The sequence below is a fragment of the Microbacterium sp. R86528 genome (assembly GCF_044596335.1).
Lineage (GTDB): Bacteria > Actinomycetota > Actinomycetes > Actinomycetales > Microbacteriaceae > Microbacterium > Microbacterium marmarense.
Genome location: NZ_CP138996.1, coordinates 1,234,058 through 1,258,447, shown reverse-complemented (window position 1 = coordinate 1,258,447; position 24,390 = coordinate 1,234,058). Strand labels below are relative to the sequence as shown.

Here is a 24,390-nt window from a genome sequence, read left to right as displayed (position 1 = left end):
CCGCGGGCATGACTGCACTCAAACTCGATGGGCGCGCAGCAGCCGCGGCGATCAACGAAGAGCTTCGCGAGCGCGTTGCGGCGTTGAAAGCGCGGGGCATCGTCCCGGGCATCGCCACGGTGCTGGTGGGCGCTGATCCGGCATCTCAGCTGTACGTCGGCATGAAGCACCGCCAGTCTGAAGCGATCGGAATGAACTCGATCCAGCGTGAGCTTTCAGCCGATGCCACCCAGTCCGACGTCGAGGCGCTGATTGACGAGCTCAACGACGACCCAGGCTGCCACGGGTACATCGTTCAGCTGCCGCTTCCCAAGCACATCGATACCGATGCCATCTTGGAGCGAATCGATCCTGCGAAGGATGCTGACGGTCTGCATCCCACAAACCTGGGCAGGCTCGTTCTGAACGTGAATTCGCCGATCACCTCGCCGCTGCCGTGCACGCCGCGGGGCGTGATCGAACTGCTGTTGCGCAACGACTATGACCTCCATGGCAAGCACGTCGTCGTCGTGGGTCGTGGCGTCACGATCGGCCGTTCGATCGGGCTGCTGCTGACTCGTCGCGAGATCAACGCGACCGTGACGCTCACACACACCGGAACGACTGATCTGGCACATCACCTGCAACAAGCTGATGTCATCGTCGCCGCGGCGGGCGTTAAGCACATCGTGCAGGCGGCGCACGTCAAGCAGGGTGCGGCAGTGCTCGATGTCGGTGTCACCCGCGAGATAGACCCTGAGAGCGGCAAATCGAAGGTGTTCGGAGACGTGCATCCCGATGTTGCAGAGGTCGCGGGCTTCGTCTCGCCGAACCCCGGCGGCGTGGGCCCGATGACGGTTGCTCTGCTGATGACCAACGTCGTCGAAGCAGCGGAGCGAATGGCCGGTTAGCAGAAACGCTTGTCGAGGGGGTGCCGCGCGGGTCGCAGCATCCCCTCGCACGTCTCAGCTCTTGCCGAGGTCGTCGAGCATCTTTCGCTGCTCGGGAGTGAGGCCGTCGTGCAGTTCTTGGTGCGCGGCGGCGGTATCGACGCGCGTGGTGGCCGGGGCAGCTTCAGCGACACCGGGCTTTGGCCCCATTGCGCGGTCATAGATGGCGCCGGCTTGTTCTTCGAACTTCTTGTTGACGCGCGAGTAGATCCACCAGCCGATCGTGATGAGAACCGGGGGGAGCACCCACGCCCAGAACCAACTGCCGCCCGCGTTCACGTTAGACAGCAGCATGACGATCACCCAGATGATCGCTGCCACGGCGAGCACGATCAACGCTTGAACAAAGCCTTCGGCCACACGCGTGCGCTGTGCTGCAGACTTGGCCGCTGATTTGGCGAACATCTTCAGCACGAACGGCTTCACGAGAATTTCGGCGAGCACCATGATGACGGCGGCCCAGAAGACGTGGAAGCCCACCTTTGCGGGCGTGAGCAGGCCGATGACCAACAGCACGGCGATGTTGTAGACATACAGCGCCGCAAAGCGCACGACCCAAGCTTTCATACGCCTAGATTGTCATGGCTTCGGCGGCCACGCACCTTGGGCTAGGAGATGGACACGAGTTTGTCGAGGTCGTCGGTGGGCAGTTCGTCTGCGGTGGCCATGACATCGAGACTCACGAGGTTGGTGCGTCCCGACATGATGTTGAGAAATGCCGTGTCGGCAGCATCGCGGCCGGTCGCAATACGCACGAGCGATGATCTCGGTGCGAGCGTGGTGGCATCGACGACGCACCAGGCGCCGTCGACCCACGCCTCGGCGACAGCGTGGAAGTCCATGGGGTCGAGCCCAGGCGCATATACGGCCGCCAGTCGCGTAGGGATTCCCTTCGACCGCAACAGCGCGACCGTCAAGTGTGCGAAGTCGCGGCAGACGCCCTGACGAGATAGCAGAGTGCGCACCGCTCCATCGGTCGGCAAGCTGGAGCCGCTCACGTAGGCCAGATGTGTACCCACCCACGACGACACCGCTTTGAGCAGCTTGGCGGGGTCATCGATGCCCTCGAACTCGGCAAACGCCGTCGCGGCGAGTGCGTCAGACTCCGCGTAGCGGCTGGGCCGTGAGTAGACGAGCAGGTCGGTATCGGTGGGCTCATCGGCTGCCCCAGCACCCGAGATCTCGGCGTGGTAATTCATCTCAAGGCGACCCGCACCTGGTCGCACTCGCTTCAATCGAGTGCCCGACACATCAGCGAGTTCCTCGCTGTCGATAGCGGTGCCGTCGACGGTGACCTCGAAGCTTTCAGTCACCGGCTGGTAATGGTCTGAGACGGCGACTGCGAAGACGAGATCGGCGGCTTCGGTGACATCGAGCACAATGCGGCTGGTGACTTCCCTATTCATGCGGCAAGCATCCCACGGACTCACCGTCACCGTGTCTCGGTTGCGTAACTGCGCCGAGTGTGGTTGGCGAGATCGGCCGCGTGACGCCAGCTAGTACGACGCTCGCTTCTCGGCAGATGCCGCTGGCGTCCATCGAAGCGCCAACGATTCTGAAGCGCGAGCCAGCAGCGAGACGTCGGCGGCGACGGCGATAAAGTCCGCGCCCGCATCGACGTACGCCTGTGCCTGTTTTTCGGCGAAAGCATTCACTCCCACCGGCTTGCCCACAGCACGCACCGCAGCAAATGTCGATATGACGGCGGCAACGACATCAGGGTGAGTCTGCCGGCCGAGCAACCCCATAGATGCGGCGAGATCACTCGGACCAACGAACACTCCGTCAACGCCATCTACGGCAGCGATCTCGGCCGCCGCATCCACCCCTGCCGAAGTCTCGATCTGCACAAAGAGCGACACATGATCATCGGCATTCTCGAGATAGTCGTCGACACGATTCCAGCGCGCCGAGCGTGCCAGCGCGGATCCCACGCCGCGCTTGCCGCGAGGCGGATATCGCACCGCGGCAACTGCAGCGTGCGCTTCGGCGGCCGAAGAGATCATCGGCACGAGCAGGTTCTGTGCGCCAAGGTCAAGCACCTGCTTGATGGTCACCGCATCGAGGCTCGCGACACGCACCACGGGTGTGATCGGATAGGCAGCGACTGCGTGCAGGATGGCGAGCGTGGAGCCCAGATCGAGGGGGGAGTGCTCGCCGTCGATCAGCAACCAGTCCATGCCCGAGCCCGCGCAGATCTCGGCCGACACCGGCGAGGCCGAGCACACCCAGATGCCCGCGAGCGGGTGGTCGGCGTTCGCTAGAGCTTCGCGGAACGTAGGGGCTGGTCGAAGCGGCATGTCAGTCCTGTCTTTGGCAGAGGCAAACGATGATCAGACGAATCTGCACGTGATGGTGCCCATCGGGCCGTAATCGCACAGCACGCTGTCGCCACGCTTCACCCACATCGGGCGGGTGAACGAACCGGCGAGGATTATCTCGCCAGCCTCAAGTCGCGCGCCGTGCTGGTGCAACTTGTTCGCCAGCCATGCGACGCCCGCAGCGGGATGATTGAGAACGCCCGCGGCCACGCCGGTCTCTTCGATCGTCTCATTGCGGTAGAGAAGCGCCGACACCCAGCGCAGATCGATCTGATCGGGGCGCATGGGGATGCCGCCGAGCACCATGCCGCCGTACGCGGCGTTGTCGCTGATGGTGTCGACGATCGTGCGACCCTCAAGCTCAATGTGAGAGTTGAGCACCTCGAGCGCGGGCGTCACATATTCCGTCGCGCGCAGCACGTCGAAGAGGGTGCAGTGCGGTCCGGTGAGGGCTTCTTTCAGCACGAACGCCAGCTCTACTTCGATTCGCACGTTCGAGAAGTCGTCGTAGGGAATCACGGAACCGTTCGCCCACACGGTGTCGTCGAACATCACACCGTAGTCCGGTTCGCTGATGCCCGTAGCCTGCTGCATCGCCTTCGAAGTGAGACCGATCTTGCGCCCGACGAGGCGGCGCCCCGAGGCGATCTGCTGATCGCGCCACACCCCTTGGATGGCATACGAATCGTCGATTGTCGCATCGGGGTATCGCGAGGTGATGCGTGGCATCACGGTGCGCGAGTCGGCGGCATCGGCGAGCTCGATCGCGAGCGCGGCGATCTGGTCAGCTGTCAGCATGTGGTCTCCTGGCTTCGACGTTACAGCTGGTGGCCGAGCTTGTACTCGCCCTGTTTGTACTCGGGCATGGAGTCTTCATCAGGACGCGTGTAGCTGAAGCCATCGGCGCCGATCGTGACGGCCATCTCGCTGCTATCGGTGCGTGCCACCACGGGCTGTGGATTGCCATCGAGATCGAGCACCAGCGATGCTTCGGTGTACCAGCTCGGAACGACGGGGTTGCCCCACCAATCGCGACGCTGGTTGTCGTGCACGTCCCAGGTGATGACGGGGTTGTCGGGGTCGCCGGTGTAGTAGTCCTGCGTGTAGATCTCTACCCGGTGTCCGTCAGGATCGCGCAGATAGAGGTAGAACGCGTTCGACACACCGTGGCGGCCGGGTCCACGCTCGATCGCGTCGGAGCGACGCAGGGCGCCCAATTTGTCGCAGATGGCGAGAATGTTGTGCTTTTCGTGCGTCGCGAAGGCGACGTGGTGCATGCGAGGGCCATCGCCGCCGGTCATGGCGGTGTCGTGCACGGTGGGCTTGCGTCGCATCCATGCCGCATAGACGGTTCCCTCGTCATCCTGGATGTCTTCGGTGACGCGAAAGCCGAGATCCTGCATGAACTTCACTGCCCGGGGTACGTCCGGGGTGACCTGGTTGAAGTGGTCGAGACGCACCAGCTCTCCCGGGGTGTGCAGGTCATACCGCCACGAGAGCCGCTCCACATGCTCGGTCTGGTAGAAGAACTCGTACGGAAATCCGAGCGGATCGGTCACGCGCACCGAGTCGCCGATGCCGCTTACGAAGCCTTGCTCGCGACGTTCGATGCGGCATCCCAGTTCTGAATAGAACGCGACTGCCTTGTCGAGGTCTTCTGGGGCGCGCACGCGGTATGAGAATGCGGCGACGGCGGCGATGTCGCCCTTTCGCAGAATGAGATTGTGGTGAATGAACTCTTCCGTGGAGCGCAGGTAGACCGCTGAGTCGTCTTCTTCGGTGACATAGAGCCCGAGCACATCGACGTAGAACTCGCGAGAGGCGGCGAGGTCAGTGACGATGAGCTCCATGTAAGCGCATCGCAGAATGTCGGGCGGCGAGGCCGCGGGGGTCGCCACCGGGTTGGCCGAGTGGATCGGCGCCTCTTGCGAGACATAGAAGCCGGAGGAGGTGAGGGTCTTGTCGGTCATATCAGCGTCCTTGCGTGAGAAAACGAGAAGGGGAGGGATGCTGCGGCGGGATGAGTCGGCGCAGCATCCGGTTTTTGCGGCTTAGCCTTTGCCGAAGGTCGGGTTGTGCACTTTGCCGAGGGTGATGTGCACCGCTTGCTGGTCGGTGTAGAAGTCGATGGAGCGGTACCCGCCTTCGTGCCCGAGGCCCGACGCCTTTACTCCGCCGAACGGGGTGCGCAGGTCGCGCACGTTGTTCGAGTTCAGCCACACCATGCCCGCTTCCACCGACTGCGAGAAGTTGTGAGCCCGCTTCAGGTCGTTGGTCCAGATATAGGCGGCCAGCCCGTACTTGGTGTTGTTGGCCAGCGCGAGCGCCTCTTCATCGGTATCGAATGGCGTGATCGCGACGACGGGCCCGAAGATCTCCTCTTGGAAGATTCGCGCGTCGGGGGAGACATCGGCGAACACCGTCGGTGACACGAAGTTGCCTTCGTCAAAGCCGGCAGCGCGCCCGCCGCCGGCGACGAGGCGTGCCTCACCCTTGCCGATCTCGATGTAACTCATCACCTTGTCGTAGTGCTCGGGGTGAACCAGCGCGCCGACTTCGGTTGCGGGGTCATGCGGATAGCCCACGACAACGCGCTTTGCCTGGGCGGCATAGCGTTCGACGAACTCGTCGTAGATCTCGCGCTGCACAATGATGCGGCTGCCAGCAGTGCAGCGCTCGCCGTTCAGAGAAAACACTCCGAAGATCGTCGCGTCAATGGCCGCGTCGAGATCAGCGTCGGCGAAGACTACTGCGGGGCTCTTGCCGCCGAGCTCCATCGACAGACCCTTGAGATATGGCGCCGCGTTGCCGAAGATCAGCTGCCCCGTGCTGCTTTCACCGGTGAACGAGATGAGCGGAACGTCAGGGTGCTTCACGAGCGCATCGCCAGCGTCTTCGCCAAGGCCATTGACAAGGTTGAAGACTCCCTGGGGCAGGCCCGCTTCTTCGAAGATGCCGGCCCACAGCGATGCCGAGAGCGGGGTGAACTCGGCTGGCTTCAACACAACGGTGTTGCCGGTGGCGAGAGCGGGCCCGAGCTTCCATGACTCCAGCATGAAGGGGGTGTTCCACGGGGTGATGAGGCCCGCGACACCGATCGGTTTGCGGTTCACGTAGTTGATCTGGCGGCCGGGCACCTTGTAGGTATCATCGGCCTGCGCCACGATCAGGTCGGCGAAGAAGCGAAAGTTCTCCGCTGCGCGACGAGCTTGGCCGAGCGCCTGCGTGATGGGCAAGCCCGAGTCGAAGCTCTCGAGCTCGGCCAGACGGGCGTCGCGCGCTTCAACGAGGTCGGCGATGCGGTGCAAGACACGACTGCGCTCGCGGGGCAGCATGCGTGGCCAGGGCCCCTCGTCGAACGCACGGCGTGCGGCAGCGACCGCAAGGTCGATGTCGCTCTTTTTTCCCGCCGCCGCGCGCAGGTAGGGCTGGTTCGATACCGGGTCGAGTACTTCAAAGGTGTCGCCGTCGACAGAGTCGACAAACTCGCCGTCAATGTAGTGCTGAATGCGGGTGGGAAGATCCGCGGGCACATAGCGCGCTGCGTCGTGCGCTGTCGTGGTGTCAGTCATGATTTCCTCCGGGGGAGATGGTTAGAAGGCCGGCAGGCCGAGGGTCTCGTCGGGATGCTCGTGGATCATGTAGGCATCGAGGGTCGCCGATCGGTGACGACGGGCGGCCTTCTCGATCTCGCCGAGCGGTGCGCTGTTCTCGATGAGCTGCAGGATGTTCTCGTGCTCGCGCACCGACTCGGCAGCGCGACCGGGCACAAAGCTGAAGGTGGAATCACGCAAGTGCCCGAGTCGGCCCCACTCTGCTTCGACCAGCTCAAGCAGCCGGGGGTTCGCGCAGGTGGCGAAGAGCGTGGCGTGAAACTCTTGGTTCAGTCGGGTGAAGGCGCGCGGATCGAAGTGGTCGAGCGTCTCGACCATCAGATCGTTGATGTCTCGTGCGCGACGGATGTCGTCCACCGTGAGGCGACGTGCGGCTAAGGCAGTGGCGGCGCCTTCGAGGATGCTGAGCGATTGCATGCTGAAGCGATACTGAGTGTCGTCAACCATCGATACGCGTGCACCGACATTGCGTTCGAAGGTGACCAGTCCCTCAGCTTCAAGCTGACGGATCGCCTCGCGCACCGGAACGACACTCATATCGAGCTCGCTGGCGATGCTGCCCAACACGAGTCGGTAGCCGGGAGTGAACTCCTGGCTCGAGATGCGCTCCTTGACCCAGTGGTAGGCCAGCTGGGATTTGCTCTTGGTGGATGCCGCGTTCATTGCGGCTCCTCGGTGTGAGCAGCTTCAAAGCGTGCCCGCCACTCAGCGTTCATCGGGAACAGGCCATCGAGTGGGTTGCCCTCCGCGACCCGTTCGGCAATCCACGCGTCTTCGCCTTCCTGCGTGAGGGCGGCATCCACGACCTCTTCGACGAGGCTTGGGGGAATCACGATGACGCCATCGCGGTCGCCCACGATCACATCGCCAGGCTGCACCGTGGTGCCGCCGCAGCCGATGGTGACATCGAGATCCCACGGCACATGGCGCCGACCCAACACCGCCGGGTGCGCTCCCGCGGTGTATACCGGGATGCCCACCGCGGTCACTGCGTCGGCATCACGCACGCCGCCATCGGTGATGATGCCCGCGGCGCCGCGCGCGTGCGCACGGATCGCCAGGATGTCTCCTAGCGTGCCTGACCCGGTCTCGCCGCGCGCCTCGATAACGATGACTTCGCCGTCGCCAACAGAGTCGAACGCGCGTTTCTGAGCGTTATAGCTACCGCCGTGCGATGCAAACAGGTCTTCGCGGTGAGGAACGAAGCGAAGCGTCTTCGCGGTGCCCACCAGTTTGGCTTCGGGGTGCAGGGGGCGCACGCCATCGATGGTGACGTTGTTCAACCCACGCTTGCGCAGCTGAGCAGACAACCCGGCGACCGGCACGCGATGGAGTTTCTCGCGCAATTCGGCTGTGAGTGCTGGAGCCGGCGCAACCTCCGCGACGCCCGCAGCCTCGGCGGAGCCCCACGCTTCGACGCGTTGCTTTTCATCGACCGAGGGCAGCGAACCGAGAGATTCATCAAATGCAGTCTCGCCCTGCACTACTCGGGTCACGAGTCGCCCCGAGCTTGCGCCGGCCGCGTCGACACTCACCTCGACGATGTCGCCTGGTACGACCACCGACGAGCCTGCCGGAGTGCCAGCCAGAATCACATCACCCGGCTCGAGAGTGAAATGCTGCGAGAGATCGGCGATGATCTGCGTCAGCGGAAAGATGAGGCCCGCAGTCGTATCGTCCTGAGCCAGCTCGCCGTTCACCCACGTGCGTACGCGCACGGCTTCGGGGTCGACATCGCGGGCATCGATCAGCTGTGGTCCGATCGGGGTGTAGCCGTCGCCACCCTTCGATCGAACGTTGGAACCCTTGTCGTTTGCGCGCAGGTCGTAGAGCCCAAAGTCGTTGGCTGCGGTGATCGCAGCGATGTGGTTCCATGCCTCGGCGGTGCTGACATGACGAGCCGCGGTTCCGATGATGAGCGCTACCTCGCCCTCGAAAGCGAGCAGCTCGGTGCCCGCAGGGCGCTCGATCGTGCTTCCTGAGGCGGCGACGGAACTCGATGCCTTGAAGAAGTAGGACGGCGAAGCGGGTGTGCGGCCGCGCTGATCTGCTCGGGAGCTATAGCTCAGGTGGACGGCGATGATCTTGCCCGGCCGCTGGGGGAGCGCGGCGAAACGGGCATCGTCGGATGTGGGCTCGGACGGTGTGGTTTCGTTCATGAGCTCCCTCGCTCTTGCGTGATATCTGAAATCGTATATGATCGACGGCAGGCGAGCAAGTGCTCATTCTTGACCGCCCACACCGCTGGTTCGAATGACGAAGGAGTCACCGTACGATGTCCGCTTCACCCTCCGCGCCACAGGGCTTCACCCCCACGGGCACCATTGCCACATCAGCCGACAGGCGACGCGTGGTGTTCGCGACAGTCGTCGGAACCACCGTCGAGTGGTACGACTTCTTCATCTATGCCGCGGCCGCTGGTCTGGTCTTCAGCCAGATCTTCTTTGAACCACTCGGCGCGCAGGCGGCATTGCTGCTCTCGTTCGCCACCGTGGGCCTGAGCTTCTTGTTTCGCCCGCTCGGTGCCTTCCTTGCGGGTCACTTCGGCGACAAGTACGGCCGCCGTGTCGTGCTTGTCTTCACGCTGGTGTTGATGGGCGGAGCGACCACTCTGGTTGGTCTGCTGCCTACATACGCTCAGATTGGTGTCGCGGCACCGATCCTGCTCGTGACCCTGCGCATCCTGCAGGGAATCTCGGCCGGTGGCGAGTGGGGCGGCGCGGTGCTGATGGCCGTCGAGCACGCCCCGAAGGCCAAGCGCGGAATGTTCGGCGCCTCGCCGCAGATCGGCGTGCCGATCGGTCTGCTGCTCGCATCGGGAATCATGGCGCTGATGGCCGTGATCGCTCCGGGTGACGCGTTTATCGAGTGGGGTTGGCGCGTGCCGTTCCTGCTGTCGTTCATTCTGATCATCGTGGGCTACTGGGTGCGTCGTCACGTCGAGGAGAGCCCGGTGTTCACCGAGCTCGCCGAGCGCAAAGAGAAGACACGCATGCCCATCGTGCAGCTGTTCAAGAAGCACACCCTTCTCGTGATCATCGCGGCGCTGGTCTTCGCCGGTAACAACGCGGTCGGCTACATGACGACCGGTGGATACATTCAGAACTACGCAACAAACCCCGACGGACCGGTTGGGCTCGAGCGCGGACCTGTACTGTGGGCGGTTGCTGCCTCGGCAGTCACCTGGTTGATCTCCACGTTCTTCGCCGGCTGGATCTCCGACAGACTGGGCCGACGCAACACCTACATCATCGGGTGGATTCTGCAGCTTGCGGGTGTCTTCCTGCTGTTCCCGCTTGTCAATGCCGGCAACATCATGTCGTTGTTCTTCGGGCTGGCGATTCTCACCGTGGGCCTTGGTTTCACCTATGGACCGCAGGCAGCGTTGTACTCAGAGCTGTTCCCTGCATCGATCCGATTCTCGGGTGTCTCGATCTCGTACGCCCTTGGTGCAATCCTCGGTGGAGCATTCGCTCCGACCATTGCCACTGCTCTCGTGCAGGCAACAGGATCGACCGACTCGGTGACGTGGTATCTCGCTGGGATGACCTGCATCGGGCTCGCGGCAACCCTGCTGCTGCGTGACCGTTCGGGCATTTCGCTCGGTCCGGATCACGAAGCTGAGCAGACCAAGAGCCCGATATACGGGATGTCGCGGGCGTAGCCCCCGGCACCCGAGTCAAGTCGACCGAAGAAGGCAGCATGCAGTTTCACCACCACGGGTATGTGTCAGGCGATCCGCGCCTCCAGCCGGCCGCGGCGATCGGCACCGATCGCCCCGACCAGCTGCCGACCGAGATCGACGTACTCATCGTGGGCTCCGGCCCCGCGGGCATGCTGCTCGCAGCCCAGATGTCGCACTTTCCGTCCGTCTCGACGCGCATTATCGAGCGTCGAGACGGGCGGTTGCCGCTCGGCCAGGCTGATGGGATCCAACCGCGCAGCGTGGAGACGTTCCAGGCCTTCGGATTCGCCGAGCGCATCGTGGCCGAGGCGTACAACATCGCCTACATGAACTTCTGGGGGCCCGACCCCGAGAATCCACAGAACATCGTTCGCACCTCGCGTACCCCGGACTACGCCTACTCGATCAGCGAGTTTCCTCACCTGATCGTCAACCAGGCGCGGGTTCTCGACTACTTCGCAGAAGCAGCGGCGCAGGGTCCTGGGCGCATCGTGCCCGACTATGGCCTCGAGTTCGTCTCGCTCACCCGTCACGACGGCGAGGAGTACCCTCTCGAGGTGCGTGTGCGCTCTACCGCGGGTGAGCGAGAGGGCGAGGAGCACACCGTTCGGTGCAAGTACGTTGTCGGCTGTGACGGCGCTCGCAGTGGCGTGCGCGAGGCGATCGGTCGAAAGCACACCGGCAACAGCGCGGCGCATGCCTGGGGTGTGATGGATGTGCTGGTGAATACGGACTTTCCCGATTGGCGTACGAAATGCGCGATCAACTCTGCCGCGGGGAACATTCTCCACATTCCGCGAGAGGGCGGATACCTCAGCCGCATGTACATCGACTTGGGTGAGGTCGCAGCAGATGATGACCATCGCGTGCGCCAGACTCCGATTGAAGACGTCATAAGCAAGGCCAATGCGATTCTGCACCCGTACTCGATTGATGTGAAGCAGGTCGCGTGGCACAGCGTCTATGAGGTTGGCCACCGGGTAACCGACAAGTTCGACGATGTGCCGATGGGAGATGACCGCTCGCCGCGCGTGTTCCTGGCAGGTGACGCCTGCCACACGCACAGTGCGAAGGCCGGGCAGGGCATGAATGTGTCAATGCAAGATGGCTTCAACCTCGGGTGGAAGCTCGGCTCGGTGCTTACCGGGCGCAGCCCCGAGACTCTGCTGTCGACCTATTCCGCGGAGCGGCAACCGGTCGCGCAGCAGCTGATCGACTTCGACAAAGAGTGGTCATCGCTCATGGCGCGCAAGCCAGAAGAGATCACCGACCCGCAAGACCTCGCCACGCACTACCTCGCTACGGCGGAGTTTCCATCGGGGTTCATGACCCAGTACGGGCCGTCGGCAATCGTGATGGATGCTGCGCACCAGCATCTGGCTGAGGGGTTCCCTCTCGGCAAGCGCTTCAAGTCGGCACGGGTGTCGCTCGTGTGCGACGGCAATGCGATTCATCTCGGCCATCACGCCACCGCCGATGGTCGTTGGCGCATCTATGCGTTCGCCGATGCGCCAGCCGCGGGGGAGAGCTCTCAGCTCTCGCGCTGGGCGGAGTGGGTTGCGACCGCGCCCGAGTCTCCGCTGAAGACGTTCACGCCTGCGCACGGCGATGTCGACGCGATCTTTGACATCAAGGTCGTCTATCAGCAGCCGCCCGCTGCGGTCGACTGGAATGCCGTACCCGAACTGTTTCGCCCGTGCACGGGTCCACTCGGCCTCACCGATTGGGAGAAAGTCTTCGCAGCCGGAAAAACCGACTGGAACGACGCAGACATCTTTGCCGAGCGCGAACTGTCGCGAGACGGCGTCGTCGTGGTCGTGCGCCCTGATCAATACGTCTCAGCGGTTCTTCCGCTGAGCGATCCTGCCGCACTCGCAGACTTCTTCGCGCCGGTCTTCGAGGGATGAATCCCCGCGATCAGGAGTTCACTCGGATGATCTCCTGCTGGTAGGGCGCGATCACGTCGCCTGAGATTCGACAGTCGAGCACGAGGAATCGTCGGGATGCCTCGGGCTCCGCCGACCACGTGGCGAGCCTTTCCAGGTCGGCCATCGTGCGCACCACAACGCCCTCGGCGCCGACGCCGGCGGCCAGTGCCGCGAAATCAACCTCTGGGATCATCATCGGCTCGCGGGCAAGGCCCTTCAATCCGTAGAGGTTGATCTCGGCCCCGTACGCGGCGTCGTTCCACACCACGGCGATTCCGCGACCAGCAGCAACGCGCACGGCCGATTCGAGGTCAGCAAGCGCCATCAGGCCGCCGCCGTCGCCCGTGGTCAAAACGATCGTCGACTCGGGCCTGGCGAGAGCTGCACCGGGCACAGACGGCCAGCCGAGGCCGATCGATTGAAATGCGGTGCCGATCATCATCAGGCGGTCGGGCGAGGCCACCGGCCAGTACATGTTCGCCCAGCCGATGAAGTGGCCACCGTCAGACACGACGACACGGTCCTGCGGAAGAAGTTCACCAATGCGGTTGGCCACGGTGCGGGGATCCAGGCGGCCGTCAGCGGCAACCGAGTCGCCCTGTTCGTAAGCCCGCAACGCGGCGATATCGATCGATTCGCGCCAACCACTCGGCTCAGACTTGGCCTCGATGAGTTCGGTCACGAGTGTTTCAGCGACGCTGGCAGCATCCGCCCGAACAAACCCGGCAACGTGCGGATGGGTCGCTGTCGGCGCCACATCAACTTGGAAGACGCGTGTGCCGGGAGCGAATAGGTCGCCGAAGCGCATGGTGAACTGATTGAGCGACGCACCAAACACCACAGCGACGTCGGCTTCGCGCACGAGTTCCATCGCACCCTCAGCGCCGAAACCTCCGGTGACTCCGAGATCGAACTCGGGCCGCGGAAAGATGCCGCGGCCCAGCGCGGTAGAAGCGGTCACAGCCCCAGTGACGTCGGCGAGGTGTCCGAGAGCGTCTCGGGCACCTGAGATCCACGCGCCGCGGCCCGCGAGCAGGAACGGGCGGCTCGCGGTAGCCAGCGCATCAGCGAGTTCGCGTACCGAGGCTTCAGCAAACGCTCCGCGCGGGGCAAGGGGCGTAGGCACGCGAGGCTCGGGAGCGGCGGGAACGGGGCCGGCGTCGAGGGCGGCAACGTCGTAGGGGATCGCGAGAACGGTGGGAACGCGGTAGGTCAGCGCGTGCTCGATGGCGATCACAGTCGTGGCGGCGGCATCGGCGCGCCCCACCGTGTAGGTGCGCGCGCCGACGGCAGATGCCATTGCGATCTGGTCAACATCCCACGCGCGCGGGCCTGAGGTCGGTTCATCGCCGACGACCAGCACCAGGGGGACGTGAGCCTGCACCGCTTCGGCGAGTGCGGTCAGCGTGTTGGTGAAGCCTGCACCGTACGTAGCGGTGGCCGCAGCCAGTCGCCCCGACGCTCGACAGAACGCGTCTGCCGCAACAACGCCGCCGGCTTCATGGCGCACGGCGGTGAACTGCGCTCGAGTCGATCGCTCCAGTGCGTCGAGAAAGTAGGCGTTGCCGTTGCCCATCACACCGAAGACATGGTCGACGTGGCGGCCGAGGGTGAGAGCGACGTGCGCAGAAACGGTGGTCATAGGGACAGCGGGCATGACAAAGCCTTTCGAGACGACGGAGCAGAGATTCCGTATGTGTCTCGCGTTCGCTTTCAAGCGTCGGCTGCGTGCCCCTTTTCCGAGCACCGGCGGGGGAATACACCGCTGGACACTTTGAGTATATGCGCGCGAGCCGATGCGTGTCGCTGGCATGATCGAAGAATGAAGACGATTCAGTTGCGACGCTATGCCCTTGTTGACGGAGAGTACGACGCATTCGTCGCCTGGTGGCAGGGTTGCATGCCCGAGGTTCGCCCCGCGGCGGGCTTCACCATCGAGTTCGCCTACGGACTGCGCGAATCGAACGAGTTCGTGTGGGCGGTGAGCATCGAGGGAACCAAAGAAGAGTTCCTCGCGCTCGAAGAGGTGTACGTCGCTTCCGCAGCTCGAGCGGCGGCATTCGAGGGCGTTCCGCAGCGAATCGCCCACTACGACATTGCGCTCGTTTCTGAGTCGTACTAGTGGCCTCCGCAGAGGCGAACGGGTAGCGCCATCTGTACATCACGTATATCGGGGTGAGTGCGCAATCCCGGCAGAATGGGACCGTAGGCGACCGCCGTTCGCTGCGGCATCCGATTGATGAAGGGGTCTCGAATGACTGACAACCGTGAAACCGATCTGCTGGCAGCCGTTCCCGACTCGCTGTTCATCGGCGGAGACTGGCGGCCAGCCGCTAGTGGCAACACACTCGAGGTCGTTGACCCGGCGACGGGCCTCGTCGTCAAAGAGATCGCCGATGCCGGTGTCGACGACGGCAAGGCGGCCATGGATGCTGCTGCCGATGCCTTCCCAGCGTGGGCGGCGACACCCGCGCGAGAGCGCGGCGAGATTCTGCGTCGTGCGTTCGACCTGCTGCAGGAGCGCAAAGAGGACTTCGCCCTTCTCATGACCATCGAGATGGGCAAACCGCTGGCAGAAGCCCGAGGTGAAGTGGCCTACGGCGGCGAGTTCCTGCGTTGGTTCAGCGAAGAGGCAGCGCGGGTGCAGGGCAGGTACGCTGCAAACCCCGAAGGCACTGGTCGCATGATTGTGACGCAGCATCCGGTCGGGCCGTGCTTCCTCATCACGCCGTGGAACTTTCCGCTGGCCATGGCTACCCGCAAGATCGCGCCGGCGCTCGCGGCAGGCTGCACGGTCGTGATCAAACCGGCCGAGCTGACACCGCTGACGACCCTTTACTTTGTGAAGCTGCTCGAAGATGCCGGTCTGCCCAAGGGGGTTGTCAACGTCTTCACGACCTCGACATCGGGCGCTGTTTCGGAGCCCATCATTCGCGACCCGCGGTTGCGCAAACTGTCGTTCACCGGTTCGACGGGTGTCGGTCAGAAGCTGCTCGAACAAGCTGCCCATGGGGTGCTTCGCACCTCGATGGAACTTGGTGGCAATGCACCGTTCGTGGTGTTCGACGACGCCGATCTCGACAAAGCGGTAGAGGGCGCGATGCTCGCCAAGTTCCGCAATATCGGTCAAGCCTGCACTGCGGCAAACCGCTTCATCGTCCACCGTTCCGTTGCCGAAGAGTTCGCGCGACGTGTCACCGAACGAGTCGAAGGTTTCGCAATCGGCCGAGGTACTGAAGAGGGCGTCACCATTGGTCCGCTGATCGATGACCGCGCGGTCGCAAAGGCGAAATCGCTCGTTGAAGACGCCGTCTCACGCGGCGCACAGCTCAAGACCGGCGGCAAGGCAGTCGACGGCCCGGGCACCTTCTATGAGCCGACCGTTGTGACAGATGTGCAGCCCGGCAGCGACATTCTGCGTGAAGAGATCTTTGGGCCGGTGCTGGCGATTGTGCCTTTCGACACCGAAGATGAAGCCGTGAGCATCGCGAACGACACGGAGTACGGCTTGGTGTCGTACGTCTTCACCGAAAGCCTGTCGCGTGGACAGCGCATGATCGACAAGCTCGAGACCGGCATGATGGGCCTCAACGTCGGCGTGGTGTCGAATGCCGCAGCGCCCTTCGGGGGCTGGAAGATGTCAGGCCTCGGGCGCGAGGGCGGGGCCGAAGGCATTCACGAATACTTGCAGACCAAGTACACGCTGACACCCAACCCGCACGCCTAGCTGTGCACGTCTGACGCAGGCGCACCGCGTTCGCCGCGGTGCGCCTGCGAGGACTGCCGTCGTCAGCCGAGGACGACGACGAACCCGAGGATCGCACTCGCGATCGTGAGCACTGTCAGCACCAGCGTCGGGGCAACCTTCTCGTGGCGGCGTGCATGCGTGACCGTAGCCCCGATCATGAGAATCGCGAGCGCGGTGGCAGCGATCGGCGTAAGGATGGGCGCAATGCCGGTGAGAAGCGGCAGGATGAGTCCGACCGCGCCGAGCACTTCTGCGACGCCAATCAGACGAATTGCGGTCGGGCTGAAGCCGTCGACCCATTCCATGCCGCCGCTGGCACGCAGAGCGTCTTTTGAGCGCAGCGCCTTCATGGCGCCGGCCGCGAGAAATGCGAGGGCGAGTATGCCGTTCAGAATCCACAGTGCAATGATCAAGAAGTTCCCCTTGAGTAGGTCGGTTACGATAAGTAAGTAACCTCATCATGAGTCATTGATGACGGTGTTGCAAAAGGCACACGAGTGTAAGTGAGGAACACGTCATGACGTTGAACGACCCGATCGAGGTAACCCAGACGGCATATGAGAATTCCTGTGGGCGAGCGAGCGATCCGGAGGTGGGAGGTCGGGCCATCCGCGAGGTGCTCGACCGGGTGGGTGACAAATGGTCGCTGCTGCTGATCGCGACACTGCGCGGCGGACGGCTGCGCTTCAGCGAGCTGCAGCGGCACATCCCCGGGATCTCGCAGCGCATGTTGACCCGCACGCTGCGACAGCTCGAGCGAGACGGGCTGATCAGTCGCACCGTGCACGCAGAAGTTCCCCCGCGCGTCGAGTACGAACACACTCAGCTCGGCGGCACGTTCATCGCCATCGCGGAAGCCGTCGGTCAGTGGGCCATTGAGAACCATGCCGCGGTTGAAGCCGCGCGCGCCGCCTACGACGAGCGCGGCTAGCGGCCTTTGGTCACGCGTGACGGTCGAGGAACGAATAGACCTCGTTGTCGTCTACGCCGGGAAACGTCCCGCGGGGCAGCGGCGAGAACATCTGCATATGTACGCGGGCACTTGGCCACGCCTTGCCCGCCCAGCGTTCGGTGACTTCGGCCGGGGGCCGACGGCAACAGGTCTCATCGGGACAGTGCGAGGTCGCGCGCTTCTGGGTTTCGCGTCCGCGAAACCAGCGAGCATCGTCGAACGGCACGCCGACGGTGATCGAGAACTCCCCGTCAGAGGTAGAGCCGGTCTGCGTCGAGCACCAGAACGTGCCGGCGGGGGTATCGGTGTACTGGTAGTGCTCGGTGGTGCGGTTCTGCTCGGCGAAGGCAGCCCGTGCTGAGAACCTCTTGCACGCGATCTGACCGTCGACCGCACCCGTCACATCGGTGGGCAGGGGCAGATCGTCGTTTTCGTAGACACGCGAGATAGCTCCCGAGCCATCCACCCGCAGAAAATGAAGACGGATGCCGAGGTGAACCGTCGCGAGGTTGGTGAGTCGCATAGCGGCTGCTTCGTGCGTCACGCCGAACGCGTCACGAAAGTCCTCGACGGCGAGGTTGCGGTCTTTCTTCGCCTGCGAGAGAAAAGCGCCCGATGCTGTTTCAGGCATCAAACAACATGCGGCGTAGTAGTTGATCTCGAGGCGCTGCTGAAGAAAATCGGCGTAGTCGCTCGGCCTGGTGTGACCGAGCAGTCGGTGGGCCATCGCCTGCAGAGCCATTGAGCGAAGTCCGTGACCACCGGGGATGGATGCTGGTGGCAGGTAAATGCGACCGTTCTCCAAATCCGTGACGGAGCGCGCGGAGTGAGGAAGATCGCTCGCGTAGATGAGTTCGAAGCCGAGCTGCTGAGCCATGACGCTCACGGTGCGGTGGGTCAGTGCACCAGAGACATGACCGGCCGCCTTGAGCTGCTTTTCAGCGAGTTTCTCGATATCGGGAAGGTAATTGTCAACCGCACGCATCTTGTGGCGCAGGTCTGTATTTGCTCGACGTGCTTCTTCGGGGGTCGCAATCGCTTCGCTCTCGCGGCGCTGCAGCTCGCGATGCAGGCCGAGCACCGACTCGATGGTCTCGTCGCTCGTGCTCTTGGTGATCCTGACCGGCGGAATGCCGAGCTGACGAAAGACGGTGCTCGACTGCGCCCGCTCCAATTCGATCTCGAGTGCTGCTCGGCGATTCGGAGGCTCGGTCGAAAGCAGCTCGGTGACGTCGACTCCGGTGGCACCGGCGATGGACTGCAGCAGCGAGAGCTTCGGCTCGCGCTTGCCGTTCTCAATGAGGCTCAGCTGGCTGCCTGCCACTCCCACAAGAGCCCCCAGCTCGTCGAGGGTGTACCCCCGCGACACGCGCTGGTGCCGGATGCGATGGCCAAGAGTGGACAACTCGATTGCGCTAGGTGCCATTCCTTCAGAATAGCGAAAGAAATCAAGTTCTTGACGCCATATTTCTTAGAAATTCCCATTGATTCTGGCGCAGTCTTGAGGAACAGAACCGATTTGCTACGCAGAGGAGCGCAACCATGGCAATCGCAGACATCGTCCCGCAGACCACCAGGCCGACCATGAAGACCGTGCCGACATTCGGTGAGATGCCCGCGGTGTATGGCGAGGGGATGGCAGATCTCGTCGCCTGGGTAGACAAGGTCGCGGCGTTGACCACGCCAGACCGAGTGCACTGGGTCGACGGATCGCGTGCCGAGAACGATGCCCTCTTGCGCGAGATGGTCGACGAGGGCAAGATCATCAAGCTCAACCCGGAATGGCGACCAGGCTCGTACCTCGCGCGCTCTCACCCGAGCGACGTTGCTCGCACGGAGGCGCGTACTTTCATCGCCTCGCAACGCGAGACCGACGCTGGCCCGACGAACAACTGGGCTGAGCCCGAAGAGATTCGCGCCACGATCAACCCGCTGTTTGAAGGATCGATGCGTGGCCGCACCATGTACGTCGTGCCGTTCTCGATGGGTGCGGTCGGGGGCCCGCTCTCGCACATTGGCGTTCAGATCACAGACAGCGCGTACGCCGTAGCCTCAATCGGCATCATGACCCGTGTCGGCACCGATGTGCTGCGTCAGATTGCAGACGGCGCGCCCTGGGTCAAGACGGTTCACTCGGTGGGCGCTCCGCTGGCGCCGGGCGAACAAGATGTCGCATGGCCCTGCAATGACGAGAAGTACATCGTGCACTTTCCCGACACGCTCGAGGTGTGGTCGTTTGGCTCTGGCTACGGCGGAAACGCCATTCTTGCCAAGAAGTGCTTCGCATTGCGCATCGCCTCGGTGATCGGCCGCAACGAGGGCTGGCTGGCCGAGCACATGCTGCTGATCCGCGTCATCTCGCCCGAAGGCAAGGCGTACCACGTGGCCGCTGCCTTCCCCTCGGCCTGTGGCAAGACCAATCTCGCGATGCTTCGCCCCACGATTCCCGGCTGGCGTGTAGAAACCATCGGTGATGACATCGCGTGGCTGCGCCCGGGCGACGACGGACGTCTGTGGGCGATCAACCCGGAGGCTGGGTTCTTCGGCGTCGCTCCCGGAACTGGGGAGTCAACCAACGTCGCTGCGGTCGAGACGCTCTGGGGCAACACCATCTTCACCAACGTTGCCTTGCGTCCTGACGGTGATGTCTGGTGGGAAGGGCTCACAGATACCCCGCCGGCCAAGCTCACCGACTGGGAAGGCAAGCCGTGGACGCCAGATTCGGGACGCCCTGCCGCGCACCCCAACTCACGCTTCACCGTTCGCGCATCACAGTGCCCGCAGATCGCCGCCGATTGGGATGCTCCTGAGGGCGTGCCGCTTGACGTGATCCTCTTCGGTGGGCGCCGAGCGACCAACGTTCCGCTCGTCGTCGAGGCAACCGACTGGACGCACGGAGTCTTCATGGGCTCTAACATCTCTTCCGAGCGCACTGCCGCAGCCGAGGGCACCGTCGGCGAGCTTCGCCGCGACCCGTTCGCCATGCTTCCGTTCTGCGGCTACAACTTGGCCGACTACTTCGGGCACTGGCTGCGCATCGGTCAGAAGCTGCGCTTCGATCGCGCCCCGCGCATCTTCCAGGTCAACTGGTTCCGCAAGGGCGATGATGGACGCTTCCTGTGGCCGGGTTTCGGCGACAACGCCCGCGTGATCGACTGGATCATTCGCCGCGTGGAAGGCTCGGTCGGCGCGGTGGACAGCCCGGTCGGTCGACTGCCCAAGACCGACGAGCTGAACTTGGACGGTGTCGAAATCTCGGACGCCGACCTTGAGGCACTGTTCTCGATTGACCGCGACTCGTGGATGCGGGAGTCTGAGCTGACCGAAGATTTCTACCGCACCTTCGACGGACGAGTGCCGGCGCCGTTGTGGGCCGAGCTTTCGGCACTGCGCTACCGCCTGCAACGCGCCTAGCCGGGGCGCGCCCGCCGGTCACACCAGCAGCTGGTGCTTGGCGAGATCTCGGTAGAGCGGGGTAGAGGCGATCAGCTCGGAGTGAGTGCCCTGCCCGACGACCTTGCCGCGATCAAGCACCACAATGAGGTCGCTGTCGACGACGGTTGACAGCCGATGCGCGATGACGATGAGCGTGCGCCCCGCAGCGACCGCATCGATGGCTTCGCGCATGCGCTGTTCGTTGAGCCCGTCAAGCGATGATGTCGATTCGTCGAGCAGCAGGATGGGCGGAGCCGCGAGCAGCGCGCGCGCAATCGCGAGTCGCTGACGCTCGCCACCCGAAAGCTTGACGCCCGATTCCCCCACCGGGGCTTCGAGTCCAAGGGCGCTTCGATCGAGAACGTCTCCAAGATTGACCGCGCGCATCACCCGTTCACACTCGTCGTCAGACGCGTGTGGCGAGGCGAGGCGAAGATTCTCGCCAAGCGTGCCAGCGAGCGTGGGTGCATCTTGTTCGACATAGCCCAGCTGCGCGCGAAGAGCATCGCGCTCAAGGGTGCGCACATCTTCACCCGCCAGCAGAATCGCGCCTGAAGTGGGGTCGTAGAAGCGCTCGATGAGCGAGAGCGTTGTGCTTTTGCCAGCACCGGAAGGGCCGACGAGTGCGACACGCGCGCCCCGCGGCACCGAGAACGAAACGCCCTGCAGCACACTCTCGGTTTCGTCTGTTCTGGAGTTCGCCGTTTCGTCGCCAACGGTGACCGCGGACGCCTCGACGTGCACGCTTTCGAGCAGTGCACGTGCTTCGGCTTCGGCCTTGCGCCGGGCTTCGACCACGGTTTCGGGGTAGGCGAAGTGCACGTCGCGAAATTCAATAGCCGCCATATCGGCGCTAGTCGGGACAGCCTCTGAACGCACGGTCGCAGCCAGCTGCGCATCTTGCTGCGTCTCCGTGGGCAGGTCGAGAACCTCCTGGATGCGCCCGAGCGCGCCCAAAGCCTGATTCACCGAGGTGATCGCACCGAAGAATGTTGCGAGCGGCTGGATCAAGAAGAAGAGGAACATCACGAACGTCACGAGGCTCGCGATAGTGATGGCGCCGGATGCCACCCGGAACCCGCCCACGCCGAGCACAGCGAGAAGTGAAAGTTGCAGAGCCACGCCAGCGATCGGCACGACGAGGGCCGAGGCTTTCGCCACTTTCACTCCGGCGTCATAGGCATCGGTGGCCGTTTCGGTAATCGCGGCCTGCTCGCGAGCGGCTGCACCAGCCGCACGTATCGTGCGAATTGAACCGACCGCTCGCTCAACACCCGAAGCTAGCTCACCGACCTTGGCCTGCTGCACTTCGGTCGCACGGCGAATGCCGCCGCTGATGACCGTCACGATGCCGACCGAGACGCCGATGACGACCACGATGAGCAGCAACAGCAGCGGGTCGATCACCGCCATGGCGATCAGCGCGCCGACGAAGATCAGGCCGTTGCCGACGGCGTCGGCAAGGCCTTGCGTCAGCACGGCGTAAAGGAGCGTGGTGTCGGTTCCGACGCGCGACACCAGATCGCCGGTTCGGCGCGAGTCGAACTCACTGATCGGCAGGTGAAGAATCCGCGAGATGAGGCGACGTCGACTTGAGAGCACCACGGCGGTTCCGGTGCGCTGAAGCAGATAGTGCTGATAGCCCGAGATCAGCGATGCCACGACCACGAGTGCCGCAATGACCCAGGCGAGCGAGCCGAGCGGGTCGCCAGCCTGCACCAGAGAGATGACCTGCCCGACCAGGAGCGGCTGCGCGAGCGTCGCGATGGCCCCGAGCACGCTGAGGATCGCAACCACGATCAGAACACCGCGGTGTTCGAACAGAAACGGCAGCAGCTGTCTGAAGCTGGCGCGAGGCCCTTCTTGCTTGCGGCGTCGACCACGCGGCGGGCGGGCAGTCGTGGCGGGGGTAGCGGGGGAAGACACGGCGGAACCTACTTTGTGAGACGGGACTATATAGAACCGTACTTCTACTGTGCGGCTTGTTTGCTATTCGTGTCGTGTGCGGCCGCGCCGGGCTCGGTGATCTGCATCTGTGGCAGTCGAGCGACAGCGAGCCAGCAGGGCAAGACCACCATGCACAGAATCGGCAGCAGCGTGGCATCTCCGACGACGACGGCGGCGATGAACAGCGAAAGCCATCCGTCTCTCACCACCACGAGGCAGATCCCGAGCACACCAGCGCCGATCGCTACCGTCAGCGAAATACTGGGGAAGATGGCGTAGGCGAGCACACCGACGGCCACTCCGATGAACACCGTGGGAAACACCCGTCCGCCGCGGAAGCCCGCTGCGCCTGCGATCAGAAGCGCGGCGAGTTTGATCACGACGATCATTCCAACCTGCCATGCTTCGACATCGTCGGCCGCTGCTGCCAGCTGTGCCATCTGATCCACGCCCTTGAAGAGGGTGACCTCGCCACCGAGCGCTCCGAGCGCACCCAGCAGCACCCCGGCGACCGTCAGCGGTATGACCGGGCCGCGCCACCGGTGAAACAGCCGGTGCACGTGTGGAAACAGCAACAGCAGGCACAAACCTGCGCCCATTGCGGCGGCAGCCACCGCCAACGCGACACCGAGATCAGCGAACACCGCGGGGGTGTATTCGGGGAGGGTAAGCGACATCGTGTGGCCGCTGAAGACCATCATCACCAGTGAACCCGACGCCGCAGATACCAGCGGAAGGAACAGGCGATCCCACAACAGCGCTTTGGAGGCTGTGGCCGCCGCCACTGAGGTCGCCAGAAGCGCAGCGCCCAGGGGAGATCCGAAGAGTGCGCCGAAGGTGCCGGTAACCACCATGAGGATGATCAGCTTGGTGGGAACAGCCGGGATGACCTTCTTGCAGACCCAGACGGCAAGAGCAACATTCAAGGTGATGATCGGCGCCTCAGGGCCCAGACTCACACCCGTGGCAAGAGTGATGATGGCGGCCAGGGCAAGGCCCGGGAGAGTGATGAGCGGAACGGCGGGAGGAAAGAACGACTCGGTCGCGGGATCGGGGCCTGCGTGCCCCGGGGCGAACCGCACGATCAGACCGGTGGCGAAGCCAGCCAACGTCAGCACGACGAGAATCCACCACGGTGCGTATTGGTCGAATCCGATAAGAGCCGGAAGCCCGTCCCACAGCAGGTTCTCCAACGCCTCCGCGATGAGGTCAAGCACTATGAGCCCGAGGGCGCTGGCGATGCCGATGAGCAGCGCTGGCCCCGACAATATCAAGAGCCGACGCGTGGGCGACGGGTCTGCGGGTACTGCCTGAATATGGCTACGCCCGAACTCCGTGGTCGGCCCAGCGTGGTCTGGATCGTTCGCTGTCATGTGCAGCCTTCCCTCTGATCTGCTTGCCAAGCCTCATGGCAAGGATAGAAGGAGCTCTGCGATGCGGTGTTCGAGCGATCAGCGCCAGATCGTGGCGATCGCCGCATTGGCTGCGGTCAGAATGCCGATCGACCAGAAGATGCCAGGGGGTACCGAGCCGGACTTGCGCTGACGGCCGGAACCGATGCCCAGCAGTGCACCGATGACGATAAGAATGACGAGCTTGGTGCCGATCTTCGCGTAGTTGAGGTCGTAGTCGATTCCCCAGGGTGCGGCAAGCGCGAGGCCTGCCACAGCGGCGAGCGCCAAGCCCCAGCTCATCAGTCGGGTGATTCCCCGGTGGCCGTTGACCGCCTCTACGGCCCATGCTCCGAAGAGCACAGCAAAACCAATCAGGTGAACGAACAAGACGATGTGGCGCAGGGTCTCCATAATCGTCAACCTAGGCGCAAACGCGC

Annotated in this window: 21 protein-coding genes; 7 read left to right on the top strand and 14 right to left on the bottom strand. The window is 63.6% G+C overall.

What is annotated here, in order from left to right; genetic code table 11:
• The first annotated feature begins 8 nt into the window (after positions 1-8).
• A complete protein-coding gene (locus SJY18_RS06065) occupies positions 9-890 on the top strand; it encodes a bifunctional methylenetetrahydrofolate dehydrogenase/methenyltetrahydrofolate cyclohydrolase (protein WP_396668720.1) in 882 nt (293 codons plus the stop codon).
• Positions 891-944: 54 nt separating this feature from the next.
• On the opposite strand, the gene SJY18_RS06060 is transcribed toward SJY18_RS06065, so the two are convergent.
• From SJY18_RS06060 to SJY18_RS06025, 8 genes are all read right to left on the bottom strand, one after another.
• On the bottom strand, positions 945-1,496 hold the full coding sequence (locus tag SJY18_RS06060; protein WP_396668719.1) for a hypothetical protein: 552 nt from the start codon (positions 1,494-1,496) through the stop codon (positions 945-947).
• A gap of 41 nt (positions 1,497-1,537) precedes the next feature.
• Positions 1,538-2,335, bottom strand: coding sequence for a transglutaminase family protein (locus SJY18_RS06055; protein WP_396668718.1), 798 nt, complete (start codon positions 2,333-2,335; stop codon positions 1,538-1,540).
• Positions 2,336-2,425: 90 nt separating this feature from the next.
• Positions 2,426-3,229 (bottom strand): HpcH/HpaI aldolase/citrate lyase family protein, encoded by an 804-nt coding sequence (locus tag SJY18_RS06050; protein ID WP_396668717.1) that lies wholly within the window; start codon positions 3,227-3,229, stop codon positions 2,426-2,428.
• Positions 3,230-3,262: 33 nt separating this feature from the next.
• Complete coding sequence (hpaH, locus tag SJY18_RS06045; RefSeq protein WP_396668716.1) at positions 3,263-4,048, bottom strand: 2-oxo-hept-4-ene-1,7-dioate hydratase; 786 nt, start codon at positions 4,046-4,048, stop codon at positions 3,263-3,265.
• Between the two features lie 20 nt (positions 4,049-4,068).
• Positions 4,069-5,220 carry a 3,4-dihydroxyphenylacetate 2,3-dioxygenase gene (gene hpaD / locus SJY18_RS06040; protein WP_337338613.1) on the bottom strand — a complete coding sequence of 384 codons (1,152 nt, stop codon included), beginning with the start codon at positions 5,218-5,220 and terminating at the stop codon, positions 4,069-4,071.
• An 81-nt stretch (positions 5,221-5,301) separates the two neighbouring features.
• Complete coding sequence (gene hpaE, locus SJY18_RS06035) at positions 5,302-6,822, bottom strand: 5-carboxymethyl-2-hydroxymuconate semialdehyde dehydrogenase (RefSeq protein ID WP_396668715.1); 1,521 nt, start codon at positions 6,820-6,822, stop codon at positions 5,302-5,304.
• 21 nt (positions 6,823-6,843) lie between these two features.
• Entirely contained in the window at positions 6,844-7,527 is a 684-nt protein-coding gene (locus SJY18_RS06030; protein ID WP_396668714.1) for a GntR family transcriptional regulator, read from the bottom strand.
• The gene (locus tag SJY18_RS06025; protein WP_396668713.1) at positions 7,524-9,023 is read right to left on the bottom strand and encodes a fumarylacetoacetate hydrolase family protein; all 1,500 of its coding nucleotides are present in this window, start codon (positions 9,021-9,023) and stop codon (positions 7,524-7,526) included. The genes SJY18_RS06030 and SJY18_RS06025 overlap by 4 nt, the downstream gene beginning before the upstream one ends.
• Positions 9,024-9,139: 116 nt before the next feature.
• Here SJY18_RS06025 and SJY18_RS06020 point away from each other — a divergent pair, with 116 nt between their 5' ends.
• The gene (locus SJY18_RS06020) at positions 9,140-10,528 is read left to right on the top strand and encodes an MFS transporter (RefSeq protein ID WP_396668712.1); all 1,389 of its coding nucleotides are present in this window, start codon (positions 9,140-9,142) and stop codon (positions 10,526-10,528) included.
• A 38-nt stretch (positions 10,529-10,566) separates the two neighbouring features.
• Positions 10,567-12,456, top strand: coding sequence for an FAD-dependent monooxygenase (locus tag SJY18_RS06015; protein ID WP_396668711.1), 1,890 nt, complete (start codon positions 10,567-10,569; stop codon positions 12,454-12,456).
• 10 nt (positions 12,457-12,466) lie between these two features.
• Here SJY18_RS06015 and SJY18_RS06010 read toward each other — a convergent pair whose 3' ends face one another.
• The gene (locus tag SJY18_RS06010) at positions 12,467-14,119 is read right to left on the bottom strand and encodes a thiamine pyrophosphate-binding protein (protein WP_396668888.1); all 1,653 of its coding nucleotides are present in this window, start codon (positions 14,117-14,119) and stop codon (positions 12,467-12,469) included.
• A gap of 180 nt (positions 14,120-14,299) precedes the next feature.
• On the opposite strand from SJY18_RS06010, the gene SJY18_RS06005 reads away from it, so the two are divergent.
• Both SJY18_RS06005 and SJY18_RS06000 read left to right on the top strand, forming a co-directional pair.
• A complete protein-coding gene (locus SJY18_RS06005; protein WP_337338619.1) occupies positions 14,300-14,599 on the top strand; it encodes a hypothetical protein in 300 nt (99 codons plus the stop codon).
• Between the two features lie 132 nt (positions 14,600-14,731).
• On the top strand, positions 14,732-16,204 hold the full coding sequence (locus SJY18_RS06000; protein WP_396668710.1) for an NAD-dependent succinate-semialdehyde dehydrogenase: 1,473 nt from the start codon (positions 14,732-14,734) through the stop codon (positions 16,202-16,204).
• 62 nt (positions 16,205-16,266) lie between these two features.
• Here SJY18_RS06000 and SJY18_RS05995 read toward each other — a convergent pair whose 3' ends face one another.
• Complete coding sequence (locus SJY18_RS05995) at positions 16,267-16,638, bottom strand: DoxX family protein (RefSeq protein ID WP_396668709.1); 372 nt, start codon at positions 16,636-16,638, stop codon at positions 16,267-16,269.
• A 104-nt stretch (positions 16,639-16,742) separates the two neighbouring features.
• Here SJY18_RS05995 and SJY18_RS05990 point away from each other — a divergent pair, with 104 nt between their 5' ends.
• The gene (locus tag SJY18_RS05990; protein WP_396668708.1) at positions 16,743-17,156 is read left to right on the top strand and encodes a winged helix-turn-helix transcriptional regulator; all 414 of its coding nucleotides are present in this window, start codon (positions 16,743-16,745) and stop codon (positions 17,154-17,156) included.
• Positions 17,157-17,166: 10 nt separating this feature from the next.
• Here SJY18_RS05990 and SJY18_RS05985 read toward each other — a convergent pair whose 3' ends face one another.
• A complete protein-coding gene (locus tag SJY18_RS05985) occupies positions 17,167-18,603 on the bottom strand; it encodes a helix-turn-helix domain-containing protein (RefSeq protein WP_396668707.1) in 1,437 nt (478 codons plus the stop codon).
• 116 nt (positions 18,604-18,719) lie between these two features.
• Here SJY18_RS05985 and SJY18_RS05980 point away from each other — a divergent pair, with 116 nt between their 5' ends.
• A complete protein-coding gene (locus tag SJY18_RS05980; protein ID WP_396668706.1) occupies positions 18,720-20,591 on the top strand; it encodes a phosphoenolpyruvate carboxykinase (GTP) in 1,872 nt (623 codons plus the stop codon).
• An 18-nt stretch (positions 20,592-20,609) separates the two neighbouring features.
• On the opposite strand, the gene SJY18_RS05975 is transcribed toward SJY18_RS05980, so the two are convergent.
• The 3 genes from SJY18_RS05975 to SJY18_RS05965 all read right to left on the bottom strand — a co-directional run bounded on the left by SJY18_RS05975 (position 20,610) and on the right by SJY18_RS05965 (position 24,364).
• Complete coding sequence (locus tag SJY18_RS05975) at positions 20,610-22,538, bottom strand: ABC transporter ATP-binding protein (protein WP_396668705.1); 1,929 nt, start codon at positions 22,536-22,538, stop codon at positions 20,610-20,612.
• 44 nt (positions 22,539-22,582) lie between these two features.
• The gene (locus SJY18_RS05970) at positions 22,583-23,932 is read right to left on the bottom strand and encodes an ion channel protein (RefSeq protein ID WP_396668704.1); all 1,350 of its coding nucleotides are present in this window, start codon (positions 23,930-23,932) and stop codon (positions 22,583-22,585) included.
• 78 nt (positions 23,933-24,010) lie between these two features.
• Positions 24,011-24,364, bottom strand: a complete 354-nt coding sequence (locus SJY18_RS05965) for a Fe-S protein (protein WP_337338627.1) — start codon at positions 24,362-24,364, stop codon at positions 24,011-24,013.
• Positions 24,365-24,390: the final 26 nt, after the last annotated feature.